The following is a 23,584-nucleotide window of genomic DNA, read 5'->3' on the forward strand; positions in this document are numbered from 1 at the left end:
CACCCTAGCCCTCTCCCGAAGGAGAGGGAATCGATTGGGGGATGCTGTCAATTATCGGTAGCCTGTTTGCTGCGCGACAGGGCTCTATACCCCGGTAGTGAATTGCAACGCTGCCAACCGCGCATACAGCGGGTTGCTGGCGATTAACTGCGCGTGAGTGCCAATCGCAACCAACTTGCCCTGATCCATCACGGCAATGCGATCCGCATTCTGGACCGTCGCCAAACGGTGGGCGATGACCAGCGTGGTGCGGCCTTGCATCAGGCTTGGCAAGGCTTGCTGGATCAAGTGTTCACTTTGCGCATCAAGGGCGCTGGTGGCTTCATCCAGTAACAAAATCGGCGCGTCGACCAATAACGCCCGGGCAATCGCCAAGCGCTGGCGTTGACCGCCGGACAAACCCTGCCCGCCATCCCCCAGATGAGTTTTATAGCCCTCAGGCATTTGCAAAATAAAGTCGTGGGCATGCGCGATACGCGCCGCTGCTTCGACTTGAGCATCTGTCGCTTGGGCATTGCCATAACGAATGTTGTCTTCAACCGAGCCGAAAAAAAGCGCCGGCGTTTGCGAGACCAAGGCAAAACAACGCCGCAGATCATGCGGATCAAGCTGTTTGATCGGGTGCCCTTCTAGCAGAATCTGACCTTGTTGAGGGTCATAAAAACGCAGCAGCAAGTCGAACAGTGTCGATTTACCCGCCCCCGATGGCCCGACCAGCGCGAGGGTTTCGCCTGCGTTGATCGTCAGACTGAGCCCGGAAATTGCGTAGCTTTCAGGCCGCGACGGGTAAGAAAAGTACAGGCTTTGGAGCTGTAAATTGCCTTGTACCCGCTCTGGCAACACTTGCAACCCACGCTCAGGCACTTCGATTTGGCTTTTGGATTGCAGCAGCTCAGCAATCCGCTCAGCCGCGCCCGCCGCTTGTTGCAGTTCGCCAATCACTTCACTCAAGGTGCCAAAGGCGCTGCCCACCACCAGGCTATAAAACACAAACGCCGCCAGCTCACCGCCGGTGATTCGCCCGGCGATAACGTCCATGCCGCCGACCCAGAGCATGACGCCTACCGCGCCTAGCACCAGCGAGATCACCAGGGTAATCAGCCATGCGCGCTGCAGGATTCGCTTGCGCGCCGTGGCGAATGCGCCTTCAACCGTTTGCGCGAAACGCTGCTGGTCTTGCTGTTGGTGGTTGTACGCCTGAACCGTTTTGATCTGGCCCAGGGCTTCAGCGACGTAACTGCCGACATCGGCGATCCGATCCTGGCTTTGACGGGACAAGCTGCGCACCCGACGACCAAAGATCAAAATCGGCGCCAGCACCAATGGCAAAGCGACCACCACGATGCTGGTGAGCTTAGGGTTGGTGATAAACAGCAGCACCACGCCGCCGATCACCATCAGGCTGTTGCGCAAGAACAAGGACAGCGATGAGCCAATCACCGATTGCAGCAAGGTGGTGTCGGTGGTCAGTCGCGACTGAATCTCCGAGCTGCGGTTGTTTTCATAGAACCCCGGATGCAGCCCGATCAAGTGGTTAAATACTTGGCGGCGAATATCGGCCACAACACGCTCGCCAATCCACGACACCAGGTAAAAGCGCACGAAGGTGCCCACCGACAACCCCAGCACCAACAGCAAAAACAGGCCGATGGACTGGTTGAGCATGTGCGGCGACTGAGTCATGAAGCCTTTGTCGACCAGTAGGCGTATGCCCTGCCCCATCGACAGCGTAATTCCCGCTGTGACGATCAAGGCCAGCAAGGCGCCAAGGGCCTGCCAACGATATGGCGCTACAAAATGGGCGGCCAGACGAATGGCACGCCGTTGACGGGAAGAAAGCATTGAGGGCATCCAGAAGGTCAATCACTCAAGGGCAAATGCTAAAAACAAGGCATAGCCTACATCGAACCCAGAATAAAACCGGTAAACCTTTCTCACTCGGTTTGAATATGACCGGGTTCCACAAGGCCTAGGCCTTAACGTTCTAAAGTGAGACTGGAAGTTTCTGGATATTTCTGTTGGACTGGGTGCCGCCGCCAAGTTGTAACCGCTTGGTCATTTAACGGATCTAAAGTAGCACTACACCCTGATGAGGAGACAGGCCATGGACTTACAACACAACGCTCAAGCAGTACCGGTGATCCGCACCCAGCCACAGGCTTCGCTGGGGTGCGCATTTATCGATGCTGAGGGTAAGGAAGTTCTGATCACTGAAGAAATGATTCAGAACGCCTGCCACGAACTGGAAGAGCGTTTGGTTAAACCTGCTCACAAGGACTGAACCTCAACGGCTTGCCGCGCTATCTTTTTAAGTTCAAAGAAAGCGCGGCCGGTTCGCTCCTACACCAACTCCCCGCCCAAGGCTTTGACCAGTTGCTTTAAAGCCACTGACTCGCCGTCGATATGCACGTGTAACCCCTCGATTTCGCGGCGCACCGGATAGTTCTTGCGCAAGGCATCGAACGCCAGTTTCTGTTCTTGAACAGTGCCGATCAAGCTACGGCGAAAATCTGCATCATCGCGGCGCGGGTCGTAAACGCCGCGGCACAGCATCGCCAGAACCCACGCAGGATCACTCTCGGCACTCAGTTCGACCTTGGCCAGCCAGGGTTCGGGCAGCAAGTCCGCAAGCTTAATAACAGCCTCCTGACCAATAAAATCACAGAACGCTTGGTAAATTTGCGCAGTCCCGCGCTGTTTGCCGTCCAGGCTGTATCCGGCGATGTGCGGGGTGGCCAGCACGCACAATTCAGCGAGTTCGACGTCGACGTGCGGCTCGTCTTCCCACACATCGAGTACCGCTTGCAGGTCTTCGCGCTGGGTCAGCACTTCGCGCAAGGCGTTATTGTCGATGACCGGCCCCCGACTGGCGTTGATTAGCCAGGTACCGGGGTTGAGCTGATTCAAACGTGAATGGTCGAACAGATGCCAGGTCGGGCTAGGGCCAGTCTTGTCCAGCGGCGTGTGCAGGCTGATCACGTCGCAACGTTCGATGATCTGCTCAAGGCTGACGTAATCGCCACCTTCGACCGCCTGACGCGGCGGGTCGCAGACCAGTACGTTAAAGCCCAAGCCACGCAGGACGCTGACCAGCCGCCCGCCCACCTCTCCGGCCCCCACCACACCGTACGTGCGATGCGTCAGGTCGACGCCTTCGATCTCGGCCAGTGTCAGCAAGCTGCCAAGCACGTAATCGACCACACCGCGAGCATTGCAGCCCGGTGCACTGGACCACTGAATGCCTTCTTGCTGAAAGTAGTCGAGGGCCAGGTGATCGGTGCCGATGGTGCAGGTACCGACAAAGCGCACCGCGCTGCCTTCAAGTAGGTCACGGTCGACTTTCGTCACCGAACGCACCAGCAAGACATCCGCATCGTGCACATCGGCACGGGTAATCTGGCGCCCTGGCAAGCGGCGTATTTCACCGAACTCTGCAAAGAACGCTTCGATCAACGGAATATTTTCATCAGCAACAATCAACATGGCAGGCTCCTTTCGCGGAATGGCAGTGTAGGCGTTGTTGAGCGCAATGAGCCAGCGAGGCGTGGCATCTTGTGGCATCGGCTACACGCCGCATTTACAACGCCGCTACAACTCAGCATTTGCTGACCATTTGGTCAGGCGCCCAATCGCAGGCTTTGCGTGTTAAACACTGTGGATGCTCGCTTGTGACCCCTGCGACTCACCCTCTTCTATGGCTGTTAGCCACCCGGCACAGGTGAGCGCTGAAGTGCGAGCGCTATTGGCGCCACGCTGGTCGCAGGCCATCAGATTGCCCTTAACTTCAGCTTGCTGGGACGTCGGATTGCCGGTGGGATATGCGCTAGGGCTGACCGACTGGTTGGGTAAAGCCAGCGGCCCGAGCGGGCTGTGGCAAGGGTTGATCGTAGGCCTGACCTGTGCAGCGCTGATGCTGGCGGTGCGCTTGACTCGCAGCGCGAAGAAACATATTCGTCGCGCCGCTTAATCCGTACGATCAGTCCTGTTTTTTGCGGATCCAGTACAGGTACGTGCCCGCTTCTTCTGTCTGGCCCAGCAATTCGTGGTCCAAAAATACACAGAATTTAGGGATGTCGCGGCGGGTCGACGGGTCGGTGGCGATGACTTTCAGCACACCACCTGCCGCGAGGTCGCGGATATGTTGATGCAACATCATCACCGGTTCCGGGCAGTTCAGGCCTGTGGCATCCAGAATGCCGTCAACCGGCAGATCAGCAACACTCATCAAAGACTCCTGTATCAACGAGATTTGGGTTTTTTAACGTCCAATCGACGCAAATGGCAGGTCACTTCTTCACGGTCGTGGTACAGCTGCTTGCAGCCAATGTCCACCTGAATGCCGCGCGCCTTGAAACCGTCAGCTATGCGGTCGAGCAAACGGCGCACTTCGGCATAGCGCTGTTTCATCGGCAGTTTTAAGTTAACCACGGCTTCACGGCAATGCCCCTCACCGATCCACTCTTCGAGCATGGCCGCGTTACGCGCCGGTTTTTCGACGATGTCGCAGACCATCCAGTCCACGGGTTGCTTAGGCTTGAAGGTAAAACCATCGGCCATCAAGTGCTGCACCAAGCCGGTGTCCATCAGGCTTTCAGCCATGGGACCATTGTCGATGGCGGTGACGATCATGCCGCGATTAACCAGTTGCCAGGTCCAGCCACCAGGGGCTGCACCCAGGTCAACGCCAGTCATGTCGCTGTGCAAACGCTCATCCCATTGATCGCGAGGGATGAAGTGGTGCCAAGCTTCTTCCAGTTTCAGGGTCGAGCGGCTCGGTGCTTCACGCGGGAACTTGAGGCGTGGGATGCCCATTGGCCACATGGCCGAGTTAGTAGACTCTGCCAACCCCAGAAACACTTCACGACCACTTTTGAACGTCAGAAGCAAGCGCGGCTTGTGATCGGCGTCTTCGACCAGCTTGCCCGCCTTAAGCAAGGCCTTGCGCAGATGCCCTTCGAACTTTTTGCAAAAGTTGGACAGCTCTTTGCCGTCGTTGGTGTCGACCACTTCCAGCCACAGGCTGCCACACACAGGGAAATCAGCCATGTGCTCAAGGATGACGCTGATACGGTCGGTTTCCGGCAAATCGACGAAGCTGCCGCGTGCCCATTGGCGCGGGAATATCAGCTCAGCAAAGCGCAACCCCTGCATCAGGCGCTCGGCGCCGCCTTCTTCGGTGCACACAAACTCGGCGCAAGCGGCGTTCGGTTTAGCCTTGGCGTACCCGGACACATTGAGACGTGCGGCATGCTCGGCGATTTCCGAACAGACTTCGCCTTCGAAACCGGGACGGCAATGCATAAAAACGGTGTTCATTGAATTACTCCTGGGCAGCCAGCGGAAATTAGCGGGCTGCACAACCTTGCTCTGGAGCAGGACTGTCACGAAAAGGCGGGCATGATAACTGAGTTCGGAACCTTGAACCCGTATAGACAGTCCAGTTATTAGCCAGATCATTGAATCAGGGCTAGGTTAGTAGCTCTGCTCGTATCACACGATCCGTGCCGTGCGGATCAAAAGGAGTCATTTCATGTCCTCCCTCGATAGCCTGAAATCCCTCGCCACACTAAAAGTCGACGATAAGACTTATCACTACTTCAGCCTTCCGCTCGCCGCCAAGACCCTAGGCGATTTGAGCCAATTGCCGATGTCGCTCAAAGTGCTGCTGGAAAACCTACTGCGCTGGGAGGACGGCAAAACCGTCACTGAACCCGACCTTAAAGCCCTCGCGGGCTGGCTCAAAGAGCGGCGCAGCGACCGAGAAATCCAGTACAGACCGGCCCGTGTATTGATGCAGGACTTTACCGGCGTACCGGCGGTGGTAGACCTCGCCGCCATGCGCGCCGCGATGGCCAAAGCTGGCGGCGATCCCCAGCGCATCAACCCGTTGTCGCCAGTGGACCTGGTGATTGACCACTCCGTGATGGTCGATAAGTTTGCCAGCGCCAGTGCCTTTGAGCAGAACGTCGACATTGAGATGGAACGCAACGGCGAACGCTATGCGTTTTTACGCTGGGGCCAGGATGCGTTCGATAACTTCAGTGTGGTACCGCCCGGCACCGGGATTTGCCATCAGGTGAATCTGGAGTATCTGGGCCGTACGGTCTGGACCAAAGACGAAGACGGCCGCACGTATGCGTTCCCCGACACGTTGGTGGGCACCGATTCACACACCACCATGATTAACGGCCTCGGCGTTCTGGGCTGGGGCGTCGGCGGTATCGAAGCCGAAGCCGCGATGCTCGGCCAGCCAGTGTCGATGCTGATCCCCGAGGTGGTGGGTTTCAAGCTCAACGGCAAGCTCAAAGAAGGCATCACGGCGACAGACTTAGTGCTGACGGTCACCCAAATGCTGCGCAGCAAGGGCGTGGTGGGCAAGTTTGTTGAGTTTTACGGCGATGGTTTGGCTGATTTACCGCTGGCTGACCGCGCCACTATTGCCAACATGGCCCCTGAGTACGGGGCTACCTGCGGGTTTTTCCCGGTCGATGACATCACCCTTGATTACTTGCGTCTGTCCGGGCGCCCCGATGCCACAGTCAAACTGGTGGAGGCTTATTGCAAGGCTCAGGGGCTGTGGCGTGAAGCCGGGCAGGAGCCTATCTTCACCGAAACATTGGCACTCGACATGGGCACAGTCGAGGCCAGCCTAGCAGGGCCAAAACGCCCGCAAGACCGGGTCGCACTGCCCAATGTCGCACAGGCGTTCAGCGACTTCTTGAGCCTGCAATTCAAACCCACTAATAAAGAAGAAGGCCGCCTGGAAAGCGAAGGCGGTGGCGGCGTGGCCGTGGGCAATGCTGACTTGGTCGGCGAGGCGGAATACCACGATGAAGGGCACACCTATCGCTTGAAAAACGGTGCCGTTGTGATTGCGGCGATTACCTCGTGTACCAACACCTCTAACCCGAGCGTGATGATGGCCGCCGGGTTGGTGGCAAAAAAAGCCGTCGAAAAAGGCCTTAAACGCCAACCGTGGGTCAAAACTTCGCTGGCACCCGGCTCTAAGGTGGTAACCGATTACTACAAGGCGGCAGGCCTCACGCAGTACCTCGATCAACTGGGTTTTGCCCTGGTCGGTTATGGCTGCACCACCTGTATTGGCAACTCCGGACCATTACCCGAGCCGATTGAAAAAGCCATCACCCAATCCGACCTAACGGTGGCATCGGTGTTGTCGGGCAACCGCAACTTTGAAGGCCGCGTGCACCCGCTGGTCAAAACTAACTGGCTGGCCTCGCCGCCTTTGGTGGTCGCCTACGCCTTGGCGGGCACGGTACGCATCGACATCAGCAGCGAACCGTTGGGCGTTGGCAAAGACGGCCAGCCGGTTTACTTGCGTGATATCTGGCCCAGCCAGAAAGAAATCGCCGACGCGGTGGCGCAAGTCAGCACCAGCATGTTCCATAAGGAATACGCCGAGGTGTTTGCCGGTGACGAACAATGGCAAGCCATTGAAGTCCCACAGGCGGCCACGTATGTCTGGCAGGCAGACTCCACGTACATTCAACACCCGCCATTCTTTGATGAGATTGACGGGCCGTTGCCGGTCATTGAAGACGTCAAACAGGCAAACATTTTGGCGTTGTTGGGTGATTCGGTGACCACCGACCACATCTCCCCTGCCGGTAACATTAAGGCCGATAGCCCAGCCGGTCGCTATTTGCGCGAAAAAGGCGTCGAGCCGCGTGATTTCAACTCGTATGGTTCGCGACGCGGCAACCACGAAGTGATGATGCGCGGCACATTCGCCAACATCCGCATTCGCAATGAAATGCTCGGCGGTGAAGAAGGCGGCAATACGATTTACATCCCGAGCGGCGAAAAACTGCCGATCTACGATGCTGCCATGCGTTATCAGGCCTCAGGCACGCCGCTGGTGGTGATTGCGGGTCAGGAATACGGCACCGGTTCGAGCCGTGACTGGGCAGCCAAAGGCACCAACCTGTTGGGGGTCAAAGCGGTGATTGCCGAGAGCTTTGAACGCATTCACCGATCTAACCTGGTCGGCATGGGCGTATTGCCCTTGCAGTTCAAGCTGGATCAGAACCGCAAGAGCCTGAAACTGACCGGCAAGGAAACCCTCGACATTCTTGGGCTGACCGGCGCCGAACTTGTCCCCCGCATGAACCTGACATTGGTGATCACCCGCGAGAATGGCCAGCAGGAAAAAGTCGAAGTGCTATGTCGGATCGACACCCTAAATGAAGTCGAATACTTCAAGGCGGGCGGGATCTTGCATTACGTCCTGCGTCAGTTGATTGCTTCCTAATGCCTTAGTCGCTGCCGAGGCGTGAAGCGGCTGTAAAAATAGAGCCCTCGTTGTGCCAGACACACCGAGGGCTCTGCGTTTACGATTGCTGCGCAGCCGATCGCAGCCTTCGTACCTCGACAGCGGCTGCAGCAACTGCCGGAAATGTCAGATACCGAAATATTTATTAAACAATTCGTTGTGTATGCCGACAGCCTGTCAAAGTCTTGCGGATTGAAACGACATGCGTAACAACCAGCCCATCACTCAACGTGAACGCACATTCCCCGCGCAACAACGGTTGATTTCCACGACCGACGCCAAAGGCGTGATCACCTACTGCAACGATGCCTTTGTCGAGATCAGCGGGTTTTTGCGTGATGAGCTGATACGTTCACCGCACAATCTTGTGCGCCATCCGGATGTACCCCCGGCTGTTTTTGAACACATGTGGAGCACCCTGAAAAAGGGCATGCCGTGGATGGGTATCGTCAAAAACCGCTGCAAGTCCGGCGACCATTACTGGGTTAATGCCTACGTCACCCCGGTGTTTGAAAACGAGCAAGTGGTCGGTTACGAATCGGTGCGGGTCAAACCGAGCGCCGAGCAAATCCGCCGCGCAGAGGCACTGTACCTGCGGCTCAATCGCGGCAAACCCGCGGTTCCGCGCCGTGATAAATGGCTGCCGGTGCTGCAAGACTGGCTGCCGTTTATTCTGGTCAGCCAGCTGAGTTTCATCATCGGCGCCCTGCTCAACTCCAGTTGGGGCTTTGCTTTGGCTGCGCTGTTGGCGATCCCGCTGGGGCTACTCGGCCTGACCTGGCAACAGCGCGGGATCAAGCGATTGTTGCGTCTGGCCGAGCAAACCACGTCAGACCCTCTGATTGCGCAGATGTACACCGACAGCCGTGGCCCGCAAGCACGTCTGGAAATGTCCATTCTGAGCCAGGAAGCGCGTCTCAAAACCTGTCTGACCCGTCTGCAAGACACCGCTGAGCACTTGAGCGAGCAGGCCCGGCAGTCGGATGCGCTCGCGCACAAGAGCTCCAGCGGGCTGGAGCGTCAGCGCGTCGAGACTGAGCAAGTTGCCACTGCGGTCAATCAAATGGCCGCGACCACGCAAGAAGTCGCCAGCCACGTGCAACGCACCGCGGACGCCACACAAGAAGCCAACCGCCTGACCAGCCGTGGTCGCGATATAGCAGGCGAAACCCGAGAAGCCATTGAGCGTTTGTCGGTTGTCGTGGGCGAAACCGGGGCCACCGTGACTCAACTGGCCAAGGACAGCGATGAGATCGGCGGCGTGGTCGACGTGATCAAAGGAATTGCTGATCAGACCAACCTGTTGGCCTTGAACGCAGCCATTGAAGCGGCGCGTGCCGGCGAGATGGGCCGTGGCTTTGCCGTGGTGGCGGATGAAGTACGCCAATTGGCGCAGCGCACCAGCACCTCGACAGGCCAGATTCACAGCTTGATTGCCAAGCTGCAACAAACCGCCGCAACCGCCGTGCAGACCATGAACGCCGGGCACCGCCAGGCGCAAGAAGGCGTGGCGCGGGTATTGGAAGCCGACGCAGCGCTGGTCGGGATCAGTGAAGCGGTGGCCAACATCACCGACATGACCACCCAGATTGCTGCCGCCACCGAAGAGCAAAGCGCTGTGGCTGAAGAAGTCAGTCGCAACATCAGCACCATTGCCGACCTGGCCGACCAAACCTCGGAACAAGCGCTGCACTCAGCTCAGTTGAGTGAAGAGCTGGCGCAGACCGTGAATATCCAGTATTCGCTGGTGGAGCGGTTTAATCGCTGAGTAGCCTCATGGGATTTCTTTGTAGGCGCGAGCGTGCTCGCGCCTACAGCGGATTTATTTCAGCCAGCCGGCGATTTTGTCTGCCGCCGTCTCCAGATGCTGCTCATGGGTGAAGCCCGAGGCTTTGAGCGGCTTCAAATCGTGATCCCCCGCCTCCAACCACACCACTTCAATGCTCGGCGCCAGCACGTAGGCTTCTACGGCCTCACGGTTGCCCAATGCATCCCGCTCGCCCTGCACAATCAGGGTCGGCGTCTTTAACTCGGCCAAGTGCGCAACACGGGGTTTTTCCGGTTTGCCAACGGCATAGAACGGGTAGCCCAGACACACCAGCCGTTCCACGTCTAACTCATCCGCCACCAAACTGGCCATGCGCCCGCCCATGGATTTGCCACCGATGGCTAATTGCCCAGCGACATGCCGTCGCACCTCGCTGTAAACCTCACGCCAGCATTCGAGCAATTTAGCCTGCGGATTTGGAGGCCTTTTGCCACCATCTAGACGGCGCTGAACCATGTACGGGAACTCGAAGCGCACCACGTTAACCCCGCGTGCAGCAAGGCGTTCAGCCATGCCGGTCATCCAGTCGCTGTCCATCGGCGCACCCGCGCCGTGCGCCAGGATGAGCGTCGACGATGAGGCCGTTTTCGCCCCGTTCCACAACCAGCCATGTGCCCGCAGGCACTGCGCCCATTGATCCTCGTCAATACCGACTTCGCCGCCTACGCCCATGCTTGCCTCGCTTTTAGTCTGCCTATAACTCCAGGCGTGCGTTGAATTCGCCTGAACCGTGGATGGGGAACCATGAACACTTCTACAAGTACCGCCTACAACTACAAGGTGGTCCGCCAATTTGCCATTATGACGGTGGTTTGGGGCATCGTCGGTATGGGGCTCGGCGTTTTTCTCGCCGCGCAGTTGGTCTGGCCTGAACTTAACTTCGATTTGCCTTGGACCAGTTTCGGGCGCCTGCGCCCATTGCACACCAACGCCGTGATTTTCGCCTTTGGCGGTTGCGCTCTTTTTGCGTCCTCGTTCTACTCGGTGCAACGCACCTGTCAGACCACGCTGTTCGCACCCAAAATCGCAATGTTTACCTTTTGGGGTTGGCAACTGGTCATTCTGCTGGCTGCGATCAGCTTGCCGCTGGGCTACACCAGCTCCAAGGAATACGCAGAGCTTGAATGGCCGATCGATATTTTGATCACCATCGTCTGGGTCGCTTACGCCATCGTGTTCTTTGGCACGATCATGCAGCGCAAAACCAAGCACATTTACGTGGGCAACTGGTTCTTCGGCGCGTTTATCGTGACCGTGGCCATTTTGCACATCGTTAACAACCTGGAAATTCCGGTCAGCCTCACCAAGTCTTATTCACTCTACGGTGGCGCTACTGACGCCATGGTGCAGTGGTGGTACGGGCACAACGCGGTGGGCTTTTTCCTGACGGCGGGCTTTTTGGGGATGATGTATTACTTCGTGCCGAAACAGGCCGAACGCCCGATCTATTCCTATCGCCTGTCTATCGTGCACTTCTGGGCACTGATCACCCTGTACATCTGGGCCGGTCCGCACCACTTGCACTACACCGCACTGCCGGACTGGGCACAGTCGCTGGGCATGGTGATGTCGCTGATTCTGCTGGCACCGAGCTGGGGCGGCATGATCAACGGCATGATGACGCTGTCAGGCGCTTGGCATAAATTGCGCAGCGACCCGATCCTGCGCTTCCTCGTGGTCTCCCTGGCGTTCTACGGCATGTCGACGTTTGAAGGTCCGATGATGGCAATCAAGACCGTCAACGCCCTCTCCCACTACACCGACTGGACCATCGGCCACGTACACGCCGGGGCGCTGGGCTGGGTGGCGATGATTTCGATTGGCGCGCTGTATCACATGATTCCCAAAGTGTTCGGTCGCTCGCAGATGTACAGCACCGGCCTGATCAATGCGCACTTCTGGCTGGCCACTATCGGCACCGTGCTTTACATCGCTTCGATGTGGGTCAACGGCATCGCTCAGGGCCTGATGTGGCGCGCAGTCAACGAAGACGGCACGCTGACTTACTCCTTCGTCGAAACCCTGGTGGCCAGCCATCCGGGCTATGTGGTGCGACTGATCGGCGGGGCGATTTTCCTGAGTGGCATGTTCCTGATGGCTTACAACACTTGGCGCACCGTGCGTAATGCCGAGCCCGCCGACGTTGTAGCCGCCGCGCAGATGGCTTAAGGAGTTCGCCATGAAACACGAAATTATTGAAAAAAATATCGGCCTCATGCTGTTGCTGATGATTCTGTGCGTGAGTGTCGGCGGCCTGACACAGATCGTACCGCTGTTTTTTGAAGACGTGACCAACACCCCGGTCGAAGGCATGAAGCCTTACACCGCGCTGCAACTGGAAGGTCGCGACGTTTATATCCGCGAAGGTTGCGTGGGCTGCCACTCGCAGATGATCCGTCCGTTCCGCGCCGAAACCGAGCGTTATGGCCACTATTCGGTTGCAGGTGAAAGCGTCTGGGATCACCCCTTCCTGTGGGGTTCCAAGCGTACCGGGCCAGACTTGGCACGCGTTGGCAGCCGCTACTCGGACGACTGGCACCGCGCGCACTTGTACAACCCGCGCAACGTAGTGCCCGAGTCAAAAATGCCAGCCTACCCATGGTTGGTGTCAACACCGGTGGATAGCAGCCATACCGCGAAAAAACTCGACGTGATGCGCACCCTAGGTGTGCCCTACACCGATGAAGACATCGCCAATGCCAAGCAGTCGGTACAGGGTAAAACCGAAATGGACGCGCTGGTGGCCTACCTGCAAGTGCTCGGCACTGCCATCAAGAGCAAGAGGTGAGCCATGGTATTTGAGATGAGTAGTGGAATGATTCGCGGGCTGGGCACTGTGGTAGTTGCAGTGGCTTTTATCGGTCTGGCGCTGTGGGTGTTCAGCCCACGGCGCAAGTCGGAGTTCGAAGACGCGACCTTACTGCCATTCAAGGACGATCCAGAGGCCATAAAACACGTCGAGCAAGAGCAAGCGTCCAGGAGTAACAAACATGTCTGAGTTCTGGAGTATCTACGTCAGCGTGCTGACCATTGGCACGCTGATCGGTCTGACCTGGCTACTGTTCGGTACGCGCAAGGGCGAGAAAAAAGGCGAAACCGTCGAAACCATGGGGCACAGCTTCGATGGCATCGAGGAGTACGACAACCCGCTGCCGCGCTGGTGGTTCATGTTGTTCATCGGCACGCTGGTATTCGGGGTCGGCTATTTGATCCTCTACCCGGGTCTGGGCAACTGGAAAGGCCTGCTGCCGGGTTACGAAGAGGGTTGGACCGGCACCCACGAGTGGGAAAAGGAAATGGACAAGGCTAATGCCAAGTTCGGCCCGATTTTCGCCAAGTATGCCGCCATGCCGGTCGAGCAAGTCGCGCAAGATCCGGCAGCCCTGAAAATGGGCGGTCGCCTGTTTGCCTCTAACTGTTCGGTGTGCCACGGCTCGGATGCCAAGGGCGCGTTCGGCTTTCCTAACCTCGCTGATGCTTCATGGCGCTGGGGCGGTGATGCCGACACCATCAAGGCGACGATCATGGGTGGGCGCATTGCGATGATGCCCGCCTGGGGTGAAGTACTGGGTGAAGAGGGGGTGAAAAACGTCTCGGCCTATGTGCGCCACAACATCGCGGGCCTGCCTCTGCCGCAGGGCACCGCGTTCAATCTGGACGCAGGCAAGCAAGCGTACGACACCACCTGTGTGGCATGCCACGGTGCAAACGGCAAAGGCAACCCGCTGATGGGCGCGCCAGACCTGACAACACCTGCAGCCTTTATCTACGGCACCAGCCTGGCGCAACTGCAGCAAACCATTCGTCATGGCCGCCAAGGCCATATGCCAGCGCAAAACGAGTTGCTGGGTAACGACAAGGTGCAATTGGTGGCCGCGTACGTATTCAGCTTGTCGCACGGTAATCAAGAAGAAAAAACAGCCGAGTAATGGCTGCAACATGACTCACTTGAAATAAAGCAATTACTGTAGAAACGAGCGTGCCTTACGCTCTTTTCTACAGTTTTTTTGATGTTCCAACTCCCCCTCTAGCGCGACCAAGTGTCGCATCCGTTTTCAGCCCCTCGTCACACTCCCCCGCTTAGCGTTTTTCAATTCAAGTCAAGTGAAACTAATCGGTAAGCTAAAGCCTTTTATGACAAGCCAAACTGATCGGTTTGCACCGGCTGTCATTGATTACCATCTTGTAATGTCTGTTCCACGAACACCTTTCTTACCCGCCTGCACTCTCTAACTTGCCCGATGCGGTGCATGTTTACCTGCCCTCTTTTACCCTTACTCCGCGCATGGAAAGGCCGCAGAATAAGCGCTCCAACGCATTGACCCAGGTCAAGCTGCGTTGCAATAGCCAGACACATTACCCATACTCACGGCCGATTTTTCCTACAAATAAAATATAAAACCGTGGAACCTTAGAATGAACACAGCAATCAGTCCGACTGCTTATAACTATAAGGTCGTCCGCCAGTTCGCCATCATGACGGTGATCTGGGGGATCCTTGGCATGGGACTCGGAGTTTTCATCGCGTCGCAACTTGTGTGGCCCGAACTGAACCTTGGCCTTGAATGGACGACCTTTGGCCGTCTGCGACCCTTACACACCAACCTTGTGATTTTTGCCTTCGGTGGCTGTGCATTGTTTGGCACGTCTTACTACGTGGTGCAGCGCACCTGCCAAACGCGATTAATCTCCGACACCTTGGCCTCGTTTACGTTCTGGGGCTGGCAGGCGGTCATCGTTGGCGCAATCATCACCTTGCCGCTGGGCTACACCACCACCAAAGAATACGCAGAACTGGAATGGCCGTTGGCTATCCTGCTGGCCATCGTCTGGGTGGTTTACGGCATCGTGTTCTTCGGCACCATTACCCGGCGTAAAACCAAGCACATCTATGTGGGCAACTGGTTCTACGGCGCGTTTATTGTGGTGACGGCCATGCTGCACATCGTCAACCACGCCTCACTGCCGGTGAGCTTCTTCAAGTCTTACTCGGCATACGCGGGTGCGACGGACGCCATGATCCAGTGGTGGTACGGACACAACGCTGTAGGGTTTTTCCTGACAACCGGCTTCCTGGGCATGATGTACTACTTCGTGCCAAAGCAGGCTGAGCGTCCGATTTACTCGTATCGCTTGTCTATCGTGCACTTCTGGGCGCTGATCACCCTGTACATCTGGGCCGGTCCGCACCACTTGCACTACACCGCACTGCCGGACTGGGCTCAGTCATTGGGCATGGCCATGTCGATCATTCTGCTAGCGCCAAGCTGGGGCGGCATGATCAACGGCATGATGACGCTGTCGGGCGCCTGGCATAAATTGCGCACCGACCCGATCCTGCGCTTCCTCGTGGTGTCTTTGGCGTTCTATGGCATGTCGACCTTTGAAGGTCCGATGATGGCCATCAAGACAGTCAACGCGCTGTCGCACTACACCGACTGGACCATCGGCCACGTACACGCTGGCGCGCTGGGCTGGGTAGCGATGATTTCAATTGGGGCCATGTACCACATGATCCCGAAAATCTATGGCCAGAAGCAGATGTACAGCACCCGCCTGATCAACGTGCATTTCTGGCTGGCAACCATCGGTACTGTGCTTTACATCGCCTCGATGTGGGTCAACGGCATCACTCAGGGCCTGATGTGGCGCGCCATCAACGACGACGGCACCCTGACCTACTCGTTCGTCGAAGCACTGCAAGCCAGCCACCCTGGCTTTATCGTTCGCGCCCTCGGCGGGGCTATTTTCGCCAGCGGCATGCTGTTCATGGCCTACAACGTGTTCCGCACAGTACGCGCCTCGAACCCGGTTGAAGCTGACGCCGCGAGCAAGATCGCTGTTGTGGGAGCTCACTGATGATTAAGCACGACACTATCGAGAAGAATATTGGCCTCATGGCCTTCTTCATGGTCATCGCCGTGAGCATTGGCGGCCTGACGCAAATCGTTCCGCTGTTCTTCCAGGACGTGACCAACACCCCAGTTGAGGGCATGAAGCCACGCAGTGCGCTGGAACTCGAAGGCCGCGATATCTACATCGCTAATGGCTGCGTAGGCTGCCACTCGCAGATGATCCGTCCGTTCCGCGCCGAAACCGAGCGCTATGGCCACTATTCGGTGGCGGGTGAAAGCGTCTGGGACCACCCGTTTCTGTGGGGCTCCAAGCGTACCGGGCCGGACCTGGCCCGCGTGGGTGGGCGTTACTCCGATGACTGGCAGCGTGCGCATCTCTACAACCCGCGCAACGTGGTGCCTGAATCGATCATGCCGGCTTACCCGTTTCTCGTAGAACGGAAACTGGACGGCAAAGACACGGCTAAAAAAATGGAAGTCTTGCGCACACTGGGCGTTCCTTACACCGATGTAGATATCGCCGGTGCCAAGGATGCAGTGAAGGGCAAAACCGAAATGGACGCACTGGTGGCTTACCTCCAGGGCTTGGGCACCATCATCAAAAGCAAACGGTGATCTGAATGGATATCGGGATGATTCGTGGCCTGGGCACTGTTGTGGTGATGGTGGCTTTTATCGGTTTGGCGCTGTGGGTGTTCAGCCCGCGACGCAAGTCAGAGTTTGACGACGCGACGATGCTGCCATTCAAGGATGATCCCGAAGCCATTAAGCACGTTGAGCAAGAGCAAGCGTCTAGGAGTAACAAAGAATGACTACATTCTGGAGTCTGTACGTCACCGTTCTCACTCTGGGTACTATCTTCGCCTTGACCTGGCTGCTGCTGGCCACTCGCAAGGGCCAGCGCAGTGAGCAGACCGACGAGAAAGTCGGGCACGCTTACGACGGGATCGAAGAATACGACAACCCAATGCCCAAATGGTGGTTCATGCTGTTTGTGGGCACCATCGTTTTTGCCCTCGGTTACTTGGTGCTTTATCCGGGCTTGGGTAACTGGAAAGGCCTGCTGCCGGGCTATCAGCACCTGGACACCAAAGAGCAAACCCCGTTTGCTAATGGCCAGACCGGCTGGACCGGCGTGCATGAGTGGGAAAAGGAAATGGCCAAATCGGACGCCAAATTTGGACCGATCTTTGCCAAATTCGCCGCCATGCCCATCGAAGAAGTCGCCAAGGATCCGCAGGCACTGAAAATGGGCGGCCGCCTGTTCGCCTCCAACTGCTCGGTATGCCACGGCTCCGACGCCAAGGGTGCGTATGGCTTCCCCAACCTAACCGACGCCGACTGGCGCTGGGGCGGGACACCAGCCGACATTAAAACCTCCATCATGGCAGGGCGTCACGCCGTCATGCCGGGCTGGGCGCAAGTGATCGGCGAGCAAGGTGTCAGCGATGTGGCCGCTTACGTACTGACCAATCTGGACGGTCGCAAGCTGCCAGAAAGTGCTAAGGCCGACCCGCTCAAGGGCCAGGAAATTTACGCCACCAACTGCGCGATGTGCCACGGCCCGGAAGGCAAAGGCAACCCGTTGATGGGCGCGCCTAACCTGACCCATCCTGGCGCGTTTATCTACGGTTCGAGCTTTGCTCAATTGCAACAGACCATCCGTTACGGCCGTCAGGGCCAGATGCCTGCCCAGGCTGACCTGCAAGGCAACGATAAGGTGCACTTGCTGGCCGCTTACGTGTACAGCCTGTCTCATGGCGATGAGGCCAATGCAGAGGAATAGAATCCTCGCGTAATAGCTACATAAAACGGCCCTGCCAACGACCGTTGTCGGGGCCGTTTTATGTACGCGACGGCCCTGGTCCACGGCTTGACCGTCGTGACCCACAACACCCAGGATTTCGCCCTCAGCGGCGCGCCCTTGCTCAACCCTTGGGAGCCCTGATCCAAAGGCTTTCGCACCTGACTCCTGACCTTAAGTCAATTGATCCACGTCATGACTTGTTACATCTCCTATACCAACTTTGCGTCTTTCGGAACGCGACCAAAGGTCGCACCCTTTAACGAGAGTCACAGGGGTATCATTGCGCCACTGCACTACCTTCTGACCACGGTTGGCACGTACTGACCGAGGCATTTTCCACTGCCGTGGGACGCACTAATGAGCAATAAAATTCCGCTCCAAAACGTTACGCCACCTGCCAAGAAACCCACTGAAAGCGTCGACCTGTACGCCGCTCGAGAAAAAATCTACACCCGCGCCTTCAGCGGTTTTTTCCGCAACCTGCGCATCGCCGGTGGCGCCCTGCTGTTTTTGCTGTATTTCGGCACAGTGTGGCTCAACTGGGGCGGGCACCAAGCCGTCTGGTGGAACCTTCCCGAACGTAAATTCTTTATTTTTGGCGCAACCTTCTGGCCACAGGATTTCATCCTGCTGTCGGGCCTGTTGATCGTCGCAGCCTTTGGCTTGTTCTTTATCACCGTGTACGCAGGCCGCGTGTGGTGTGGTTACACCTGTCCGCAAAGCGTATGGACCTGGATGTTCATGTGGTGCGAAAAAGTCACCGAAGGTGATCGCAACCAACGCATCAAGCTCGACAAGGCGCCGATGAGCGGCAACAAGTTCGTGCGCAAACTCAGTAAGCACACGCTGTGGTTGCTGATCGGCTTTGTTACCGGCATGACCTTTGTCGGCTACTTCTCCCCGATCCGCGAGTTGATGTTTGATTTTTTCACCGGCCAAGCCGATGGCTGGGCCTACTTCTGGGTCGGGTTTTTCACCCTGGCCACCTACGGCAATGCGGGCTGGCTGCGCGAGCAAGTGTGCATTTACATGTGCCCGTATGCGCGCTTCCAGAGCGTGATGTTCGACAAAGACACGCTGATTGTTTCTTACGACCCACGTCGCGGCGAAATGCGCGGCCCGCGTAAAAAAGATTCGGACTACAAGGCTCAGGGCCTGGGCGACTGCATCGACTGCACCATGTGCGTTCAGGTGTGCCCGACCGGCATCGACATCCGCGACGGCTTGCAGATTGAATGCATCGGCTGTGCCGCCTGTATTGATGCCTGCGACAGCATCATGGACAAAATGAACTACCCGCGCGGTTTGATCAGCTACACCACCGAGCACAATTTGTCCGGCCAGAAAACCCATAAACTGCGTCCGCGCCTGATTGGCTATGCGCTGGTCTTGCTGACCATGATGGGCCTGTTGGCAGCGGCCTTTTTCACGCGCTCGCTGGTAGGTTTTGATGTCAGCAAAGACCGCGTGCTCTATCGCGAGAACGCCGAGGGCCGGATCGAAAACGTTTACAGCCTGAAGATCATGAACAAAGATCAGCACGACCATACGTACGTGCTGGAAGCCAGCGGCCTGCCCGATTTGAAACTGCAAGGCAAACGCGAGATCAAAGTGGCGGCGGGTGACATTGTCAGCCTACCTGTCGAGTTGTCGATCGCACCGGAACAATTGCCGTCCAGCACCAACGAAGTGTTCTTCATCCTTAAAGATGCTGATAACAACGACATCAACGTTAAAGCCAAGAGCCGTTTCATCGGCCCACACATCAGATAAGAGAAACTGTCCATGCCCGCAGCAAACGCCCACAGCCCTTGGTACAAGCACATATGGCCGTGGATCATCATCGCCATTCTCGTCTGCTCCGTGACGCTAACCCTGTCGATGGTGACCATTGCCGTGAACAACCCGGACAACCTGGTTAACGACAACTACTACGAAGCAGGCAAAGGGATTAACCGCTCGCTGGACCGTGAGTTGCTGGGGCAGACCCTGCAACTGAAGGCCAAGCTGCGTTTGGACGAAGTCACTGGCGAAGTGGTGGTGCTGCTTGAAGGCAACAGCCAGCCGCAAACCTTGGAGCTGAACCTGATCTCGCCGACACAACCAGAAAAGGACCGCGGGGTCAGGTTGACCCAGAGCTCATCAGAGCCGGGACGTTATACCGGTCAGTTGGATGACAAGGTGCAAGGCCGCCGCTTCGTGGAACTGTTGGGCGTAGAAGACGGCAAGACTTGGCGCCTGTTTGAAGAAGAACTGGTCGACCATGACAAAGACCTGATGCTGGGCGACGAGCCGATTCAAGGCGCTGAAGACCGCAAGCAGTGACGCAACGCTTGTAGCTGCAAAAGGTATATGCCATGACGTCTCCCACGCCTTGCTACCACTGCGCCCTGCCCGCCCCACCCGGCAGCCGGTTCACCGCCCATGTTTTAGGCCAGACCCGCGAATTCTGCTGTCCTGGCTGTCAGGCGGTGGCGCAAGCAATCGTAGCCGGTGGTTTGGAAAGTTATTACCAGCATCGCAGTGAAGCGTCGGCCAATCCGCAGGCACTGCCCGTGCAACTGGTCGAAGAACTGGCGCTGTATGATCGCCCTGACGTACAAAAACCCTTTGTCCGGCACGAGGGCGAGCAGGCCGAAACTACGCTGTTAATCGAGGGCATCAGTTGTGCCGCCTGTGGCTGGCTGATTGAGAAACACCTACTGCGCCTGCCCGCCGTAAGTGAAGCCAGGCTCAACCTGTCCAACCACCGCCTGCACATCCGCTGGGCCGACAACCAATTGCCGCTGAGTGAGGTGCTGAACGAACTGCGTCATATCGGTTACGCCGCCCACCCGTATCAGGCGGATCGTGCGACGGAGCAATTAGCCAGCGAAAACCGTCTGGCCTTGCGCCAGCTTGGTGTCGCCGGTTTGCTGTGGTTTCAGGCGATGATGGCGACCATGGCCACCTGGCCCGAGTTCAACATCGACCTCAGCCCCGAGATGCACACCATCCTGCGCTGGGTCGCACTGTTTCTGACCACCCCTATCGTGTTTTACAGTTGCGCACCGTTTTTCAAAGGCGCAATGCGTGACCTGCGCACACGCCATCTGACCATGGACGTCTCCGTGTCACTGGCCATTGGCGGCGCCTATGTGGCAGGTATCTGGACCGCCATCACCGGCGTCGGCGAGCTATATTTCGACGCCGTCGGCATGTTCGCCCTGTTTCTGCTGGCCGGGCGCTACCTTGAGCGCCGCGCCCGTGAACGCACGGCGGCAGCCACCGCGCAACTGGTCAATTTGCTGCCTGCCTCGTGCTTGCGCTTAAGTGGCGACGGCCAGAGTGAGCGCATTCTGCTGAGCGAGCTCAAGGTAGGCGACAAGGTCCTGGTGCATCCCGGCGCGGTTCTTCCAGCGGACGGCAAGATCCTTGACGGCCAATCGAGCATCGACGAATCACTGCTCACCGGCGAATACCTGCCCCAGCCGCGCAACGTGGGTGATGCCGTGACAGCAGGCACCTTGAATGTCGAGGGCGCACTGACCGTCCAAGTCTTGGCATTGGGCCAAGACACCCGCCTGTCCGCCATCGTGCGGTTACTGGACCGCGCCCAAAACGAAAAACCGCGGCTGGCCGAAATCGCCGACAAGGCTGCGCAATGGTTCCTGCTGTTCTCGCTGATTGCGGCGGTCGCGATTGGCCTGCTGTGGTGGCAACTAGACCCTTCTCGAGCCTTCTGGATCGTGCTGGCAATGCTGGTGGCGACATGCCCTTGCGCACTGTCGCTCGCGACGCCGACCGCGTTGACTGCCGCTACCGGCACCTTGCACAAGCTGGGGCTGCTACTGACCCGAGGCCACGTGATCGAAGGGCTGAACCAGATCGACACGGTGATTTTCGACAAGACCGGCACCTTGACCGAAGGCAGGCTGGCACTGCGGGCCATTCGCCCTTTGCGCAACCTAGACAGCGATCAGTGCCTTGCCCTCGCCGCAGCACTCGAAAATCGCTCCGAACACCCCATTGCCCGCGCCTTCGGTCGCGCCCCGCAAGCCGCTGATGAAGTGCACAGCACGCCAGGGCTGGGCCTTGAAGGGCGAGTTGGCGAACAACGCCTGCGGATTGGCCAGCCCACATTCGTCTGCGAGCTGAGCCTGTGCACAACCCCGGACATGCCGAACGAGCCCGGCCAATGGCTATTGCTGGGCGACACCGAGGGCGCCCTGGCCTGGTTTGTACTGGACGACCGCCTGCGCGCCGACGCCCCCGCGTTATTGGCGGCCTGTAGAGCGCGCGGCTGGCACACCCTGTTGCTCTCGGGCGACAGTTCGCCGATGGTTGCCAGCGTCGCTGCCGAACTGGGCATTGATGAAGCGCACGGCGGATTGCGACCCGACGACAAACTGCGAGTGCTACAACAGTTACACGCTCAGGGACGTAAGGTATTGATGCTGGGAGATGGGGTCAACGACGTGCCAGTGCTGGCCGCCGCCGACATCAGTGTGGCGATGGGCTCGGCCACCGACCTGGCCAAAACCAGCGCGGATGCGGTCTTGCTCTCCAACCGCCTAGAAGCACTGGTACAAGCCTTCAGCCTGGCTCGCCGTACGCGTCGAGTGATCATCGAAAATCTGCTGTGGGCCGGTTTGTACAATGGCCTTATGCTGCCCTTTGCAGCACTGGGCTGGATCACGCCGATCTGGGCCGCGGTCGGCATGTCGATCAGTTCTTTGACCGTGGTGCTTAACGCCCTGCGCCTCACCCGCATGCCGCGTGAGGCGCAGACCCAACCCACGTCAAACACTCGCCTGCTGCCGGCTTGAGCCGACGGCCTGGAGCCCCTATGCCAGCGCTTTACATCATGATTCCTGCGGCCTTGCTCATTGTTGCAATTGCCGTCTACATCTTCTTTTGGGCCGTGGACAGCGGCCAGTACGATGACCTAGACAGCCCAGCCCACAGCATTCTGTTTGACGACCAGGACCCTCAGCACATGGCGGCCGTCGATGAGGCCAAAAGCACTCACGCGCACGAAACCACAGTAGCTGGAGACAAGGCTCCACCCCATGCTTGAGCTGGCACCGCTGCTCGTGTCTGCGATGATCCTAGGCCTGCTCGGTGGCGGGCATTGCCTGGGCATGTGCGGTGGCTTGATGGGCGCCTTGACCTTTGCCATCCCCAAGGAGCAGCGCAGCCGACGCTTCAAACTGTTGCTGGCTTACAACCTGGGTCGAATTCTCAGCTATGCCACCGCAGGTTTGCTGCTGGGGCTCGCAGGCTGGGCCGTCGCCAACAGCCCAGCGGCGATGGCTATGCGAGTTCTGGCCGGGGTATTGTTGATCTGCATGGGCTTATACCTGGCGGGCTGGTGGAGTGGCCTGACCCGCATCGAAAGCCTGGGGCGCGGCCTGTGGCGGCACATTCAGCCAGTCGCTAGCCGCTTGCTGCCAGTGTCGAGCTTGCCCCGCGCGTTGCTGCTGGGTGCGCTCTGGGGCTGGCTACCCTGCGGGTTGGTTTACAGCACCTTGATCTGGTCAGCCAGTCAGGGCAGCGCGCTCGACAGCGCCTTGCTGATGCTGGCTTTCGGGTTGGGGACTTGGCCCGTGCTGCTGGCCACAGGCCTTGCGGCCGAACGCATGACGTCGGTGCTGCGCAAACGCAGCGTGCGCATGGCCGGTGGGTTGCTGGTGATGCTGTTCGGCATCTGGACCCTGCCCGGGCCGCATCAGCACTGGTTGATGGGGCATTGAGCACCATTTTGTAGCCACTGCCGCAGGCATGGGCCGTAGCTGCCGTTGATGCAAATCAAGGTGCGA

General features: G+C 58.0%; 21 protein-coding genes and 2 pseudogenes. 18 read left to right on the forward strand and 5 right to left on the reverse strand.

Annotated features, from left to right (window positions below; translation table 11 throughout):
• Positions 1 to 84 precede the first annotated feature (84 nt).
• Complete coding sequence (locus B347_RS0124345; protein ID WP_192812416.1) at positions 85 to 1,851, reverse strand: ABC transporter transmembrane domain-containing protein; 1,767 nt, start codon at positions 1,849 to 1,851, stop codon at positions 85 to 87.
• Between the two features lie 253 nt (positions 1,852 to 2,104).
• Between B347_RS0124345 and B347_RS26760 the strand changes: the two genes are divergently transcribed.
• On the forward strand, positions 2,105 to 2,281 hold the full coding sequence (locus B347_RS26760; protein WP_019412305.1) for a PA1571 family protein: 177 nt from the start codon (positions 2,105 to 2,107) through the stop codon (positions 2,279 to 2,281).
• A gap of 59 nt (positions 2,282 to 2,340) precedes the next feature.
• Here the strand turns inward: B347_RS26760 and pdxB are convergent, their stop codons facing one another.
• Positions 2,341 to 3,483, reverse strand: a complete 1,143-nt coding sequence (pdxB, locus tag B347_RS0124355; RefSeq protein ID WP_026014401.1) for a 4-phosphoerythronate dehydrogenase PdxB — start codon at positions 3,481 to 3,483, stop codon at positions 2,341 to 2,343.
• 304 nt (positions 3,484 to 3,787) lie between these two features.
• Between pdxB and B347_RS26495 the strand changes: the two are divergent.
• Positions 3,788 to 3,967 (forward strand): annotated as a pseudogene (locus B347_RS26495) (MATE family efflux transporter); the annotation flags it as partial.
• Between the two features lie 9 nt (positions 3,968 to 3,976).
• On the opposite strand, the gene tusA reads toward B347_RS26495, so the two are convergent.
• Both tusA and rlmM read right to left on the reverse strand, forming a co-directional pair.
• Positions 3,977 to 4,225 carry a sulfurtransferase TusA gene (tusA, locus tag B347_RS0124365; protein WP_019412308.1) on the reverse strand — a complete coding sequence of 83 codons (249 nt, stop codon included), beginning with the start codon at positions 4,223 to 4,225 and terminating at the stop codon, positions 3,977 to 3,979.
• 14 nt (positions 4,226 to 4,239) lie between these two features.
• Positions 4,240 to 5,316, reverse strand: coding sequence for a 23S rRNA (cytidine(2498)-2'-O)-methyltransferase RlmM (gene rlmM, locus B347_RS0124370; protein ID WP_019412309.1), 1,077 nt, complete (start codon positions 5,314 to 5,316; stop codon positions 4,240 to 4,242).
• Between the two features lie 214 nt (positions 5,317 to 5,530).
• Between rlmM and acnA the strand changes: the two genes are divergently transcribed.
• Together acnA and B347_RS0124380 are read left to right on the forward strand one after the other, a co-directional pair.
• Positions 5,531 to 8,272: an aconitate hydratase AcnA gene (gene acnA / locus B347_RS0124375; RefSeq protein WP_019412310.1), complete on the forward strand. Its 2,742-nt coding sequence runs from the start codon at positions 5,531 to 5,533 to the stop codon at positions 8,270 to 8,272.
• 223 nt (positions 8,273 to 8,495) lie between these two features.
• Positions 8,496 to 10,061: a methyl-accepting chemotaxis protein gene (locus B347_RS0124380; protein ID WP_019412311.1), complete on the forward strand. Its 1,566-nt coding sequence runs from the start codon at positions 8,496 to 8,498 to the stop codon at positions 10,059 to 10,061.
• A 54-nt stretch (positions 10,062 to 10,115) separates the two neighbouring features.
• Here B347_RS0124380 and B347_RS0124385 read toward each other — a convergent pair whose 3' ends face one another.
• Complete coding sequence (locus B347_RS0124385) at positions 10,116 to 10,793, reverse strand: alpha/beta family hydrolase (RefSeq protein WP_019412312.1); 678 nt, start codon at positions 10,791 to 10,793, stop codon at positions 10,116 to 10,118.
• 72 nt (positions 10,794 to 10,865) lie between these two features.
• Here B347_RS0124385 and ccoN (B347_RS0124390) point away from each other — a divergent pair, with 72 nt between their 5' ends.
• The 14 genes and pseudogenes from ccoN (B347_RS0124390) to B347_RS0124450 all read left to right on the forward strand — a co-directional run bounded on the left by ccoN (B347_RS0124390) (position 10,866) and on the right by B347_RS0124450 (position 23,518).
• Positions 10,866 to 12,290, forward strand: a complete 1,425-nt coding sequence (gene ccoN, locus B347_RS0124390; protein ID WP_019412313.1) for a cytochrome-c oxidase, cbb3-type subunit I — start codon at positions 10,866 to 10,868, stop codon at positions 12,288 to 12,290.
• A 10-nt stretch (positions 12,291 to 12,300) separates the two neighbouring features.
• On the forward strand, positions 12,301 to 12,909 hold the full coding sequence (gene ccoO, locus B347_RS0124395; RefSeq protein WP_019412314.1) for a cytochrome-c oxidase, cbb3-type subunit II: 609 nt from the start codon (positions 12,301 to 12,303) through the stop codon (positions 12,907 to 12,909).
• A gap of 15 nt (positions 12,910 to 12,924) precedes the next feature.
• Complete coding sequence (locus B347_RS0124400; RefSeq protein ID WP_026014402.1) at positions 12,925 to 13,119, forward strand: cbb3-type cytochrome oxidase subunit 3; 195 nt, start codon at positions 12,925 to 12,927, stop codon at positions 13,117 to 13,119.
• Entirely contained in the window at positions 13,112 to 14,050 is a 939-nt protein-coding gene (gene ccoP / locus B347_RS0124405; RefSeq protein ID WP_019412316.1) for a cytochrome-c oxidase, cbb3-type subunit III, read from the forward strand. Before B347_RS0124400 ends, ccoP (B347_RS0124405) begins: the two co-directional genes overlap by 8 nt.
• A gap of 487 nt (positions 14,051 to 14,537) precedes the next feature.
• Positions 14,538 to 15,980, forward strand: a complete 1,443-nt coding sequence (gene ccoN, locus B347_RS0124410) for a cytochrome-c oxidase, cbb3-type subunit I (RefSeq protein ID WP_019412317.1) — start codon at positions 14,538 to 14,540, stop codon at positions 15,978 to 15,980.
• 2 nt (positions 15,981 to 15,982) lie between these two features.
• Entirely contained in the window at positions 15,983 to 16,591 is a 609-nt protein-coding gene (ccoO, locus tag B347_RS0124415; RefSeq protein WP_026014403.1) for a cytochrome-c oxidase, cbb3-type subunit II, read from the forward strand.
• A gap of 5 nt (positions 16,592 to 16,596) precedes the next feature.
• Positions 16,597 to 16,788: a CcoQ/FixQ family Cbb3-type cytochrome c oxidase assembly chaperone gene (locus tag B347_RS0124420; protein ID WP_026014404.1), complete on the forward strand. Its 192-nt coding sequence runs from the start codon at positions 16,597 to 16,599 to the stop codon at positions 16,786 to 16,788.
• Positions 16,785 to 17,762 carry a cytochrome-c oxidase, cbb3-type subunit III gene (gene ccoP / locus B347_RS0124425; RefSeq protein ID WP_019412320.1) on the forward strand — a complete coding sequence of 326 codons (978 nt, stop codon included), beginning with the start codon at positions 16,785 to 16,787 and terminating at the stop codon, positions 17,760 to 17,762. The genes B347_RS0124420 and ccoP (B347_RS0124425) overlap by 4 nt, the downstream gene beginning before the upstream one ends.
• A 66-nt stretch (positions 17,763 to 17,828) precedes the next feature.
• Positions 17,829 to 17,924: pseudogene (locus tag B347_RS26225) on the forward strand (VapC toxin family PIN domain ribonuclease); the annotation flags it as partial.
• Positions 17,925 to 18,140: 216 nt separating this feature from the next.
• A complete protein-coding gene (gene ccoG, locus B347_RS0124430) occupies positions 18,141 to 19,556 on the forward strand; it encodes a cytochrome c oxidase accessory protein CcoG (protein ID WP_019412321.1) in 1,416 nt (471 codons plus the stop codon).
• A gap of 12 nt (positions 19,557 to 19,568) precedes the next feature.
• Entirely contained in the window at positions 19,569 to 20,108 is a 540-nt protein-coding gene (locus B347_RS0124435) for a FixH family protein (protein ID WP_019412322.1), read from the forward strand.
• Between the two features lie 32 nt (positions 20,109 to 20,140).
• Positions 20,141 to 22,591 (forward strand): heavy metal translocating P-type ATPase, encoded by a 2,451-nt coding sequence (locus B347_RS0124440; RefSeq protein ID WP_026014405.1) that lies wholly within the window; start codon positions 20,141 to 20,143, stop codon positions 22,589 to 22,591.
• A gap of 20 nt (positions 22,592 to 22,611) precedes the next feature.
• On the forward strand, positions 22,612 to 22,842 hold the full coding sequence (gene ccoS / locus B347_RS0124445; protein WP_019412324.1) for a cbb3-type cytochrome oxidase assembly protein CcoS: 231 nt from the start codon (positions 22,612 to 22,614) through the stop codon (positions 22,840 to 22,842).
• Positions 22,835 to 23,518 (forward strand): sulfite exporter TauE/SafE family protein, encoded by a 684-nt coding sequence (locus B347_RS0124450; protein WP_019412325.1) that lies wholly within the window; start codon positions 22,835 to 22,837, stop codon positions 23,516 to 23,518. The genes ccoS and B347_RS0124450 overlap by 8 nt, the downstream gene beginning before the upstream one ends.
• Positions 23,519 to 23,584: the final 66 nt, after the last annotated feature.

The organism is Pseudomonas psychrophila HA-4 (assembly GCF_000282975.1).
GTDB classification, from domain to species: Bacteria; Pseudomonadota; Gammaproteobacteria; order Pseudomonadales; family Pseudomonadaceae; genus Aquipseudomonas; species Aquipseudomonas psychrophila_A.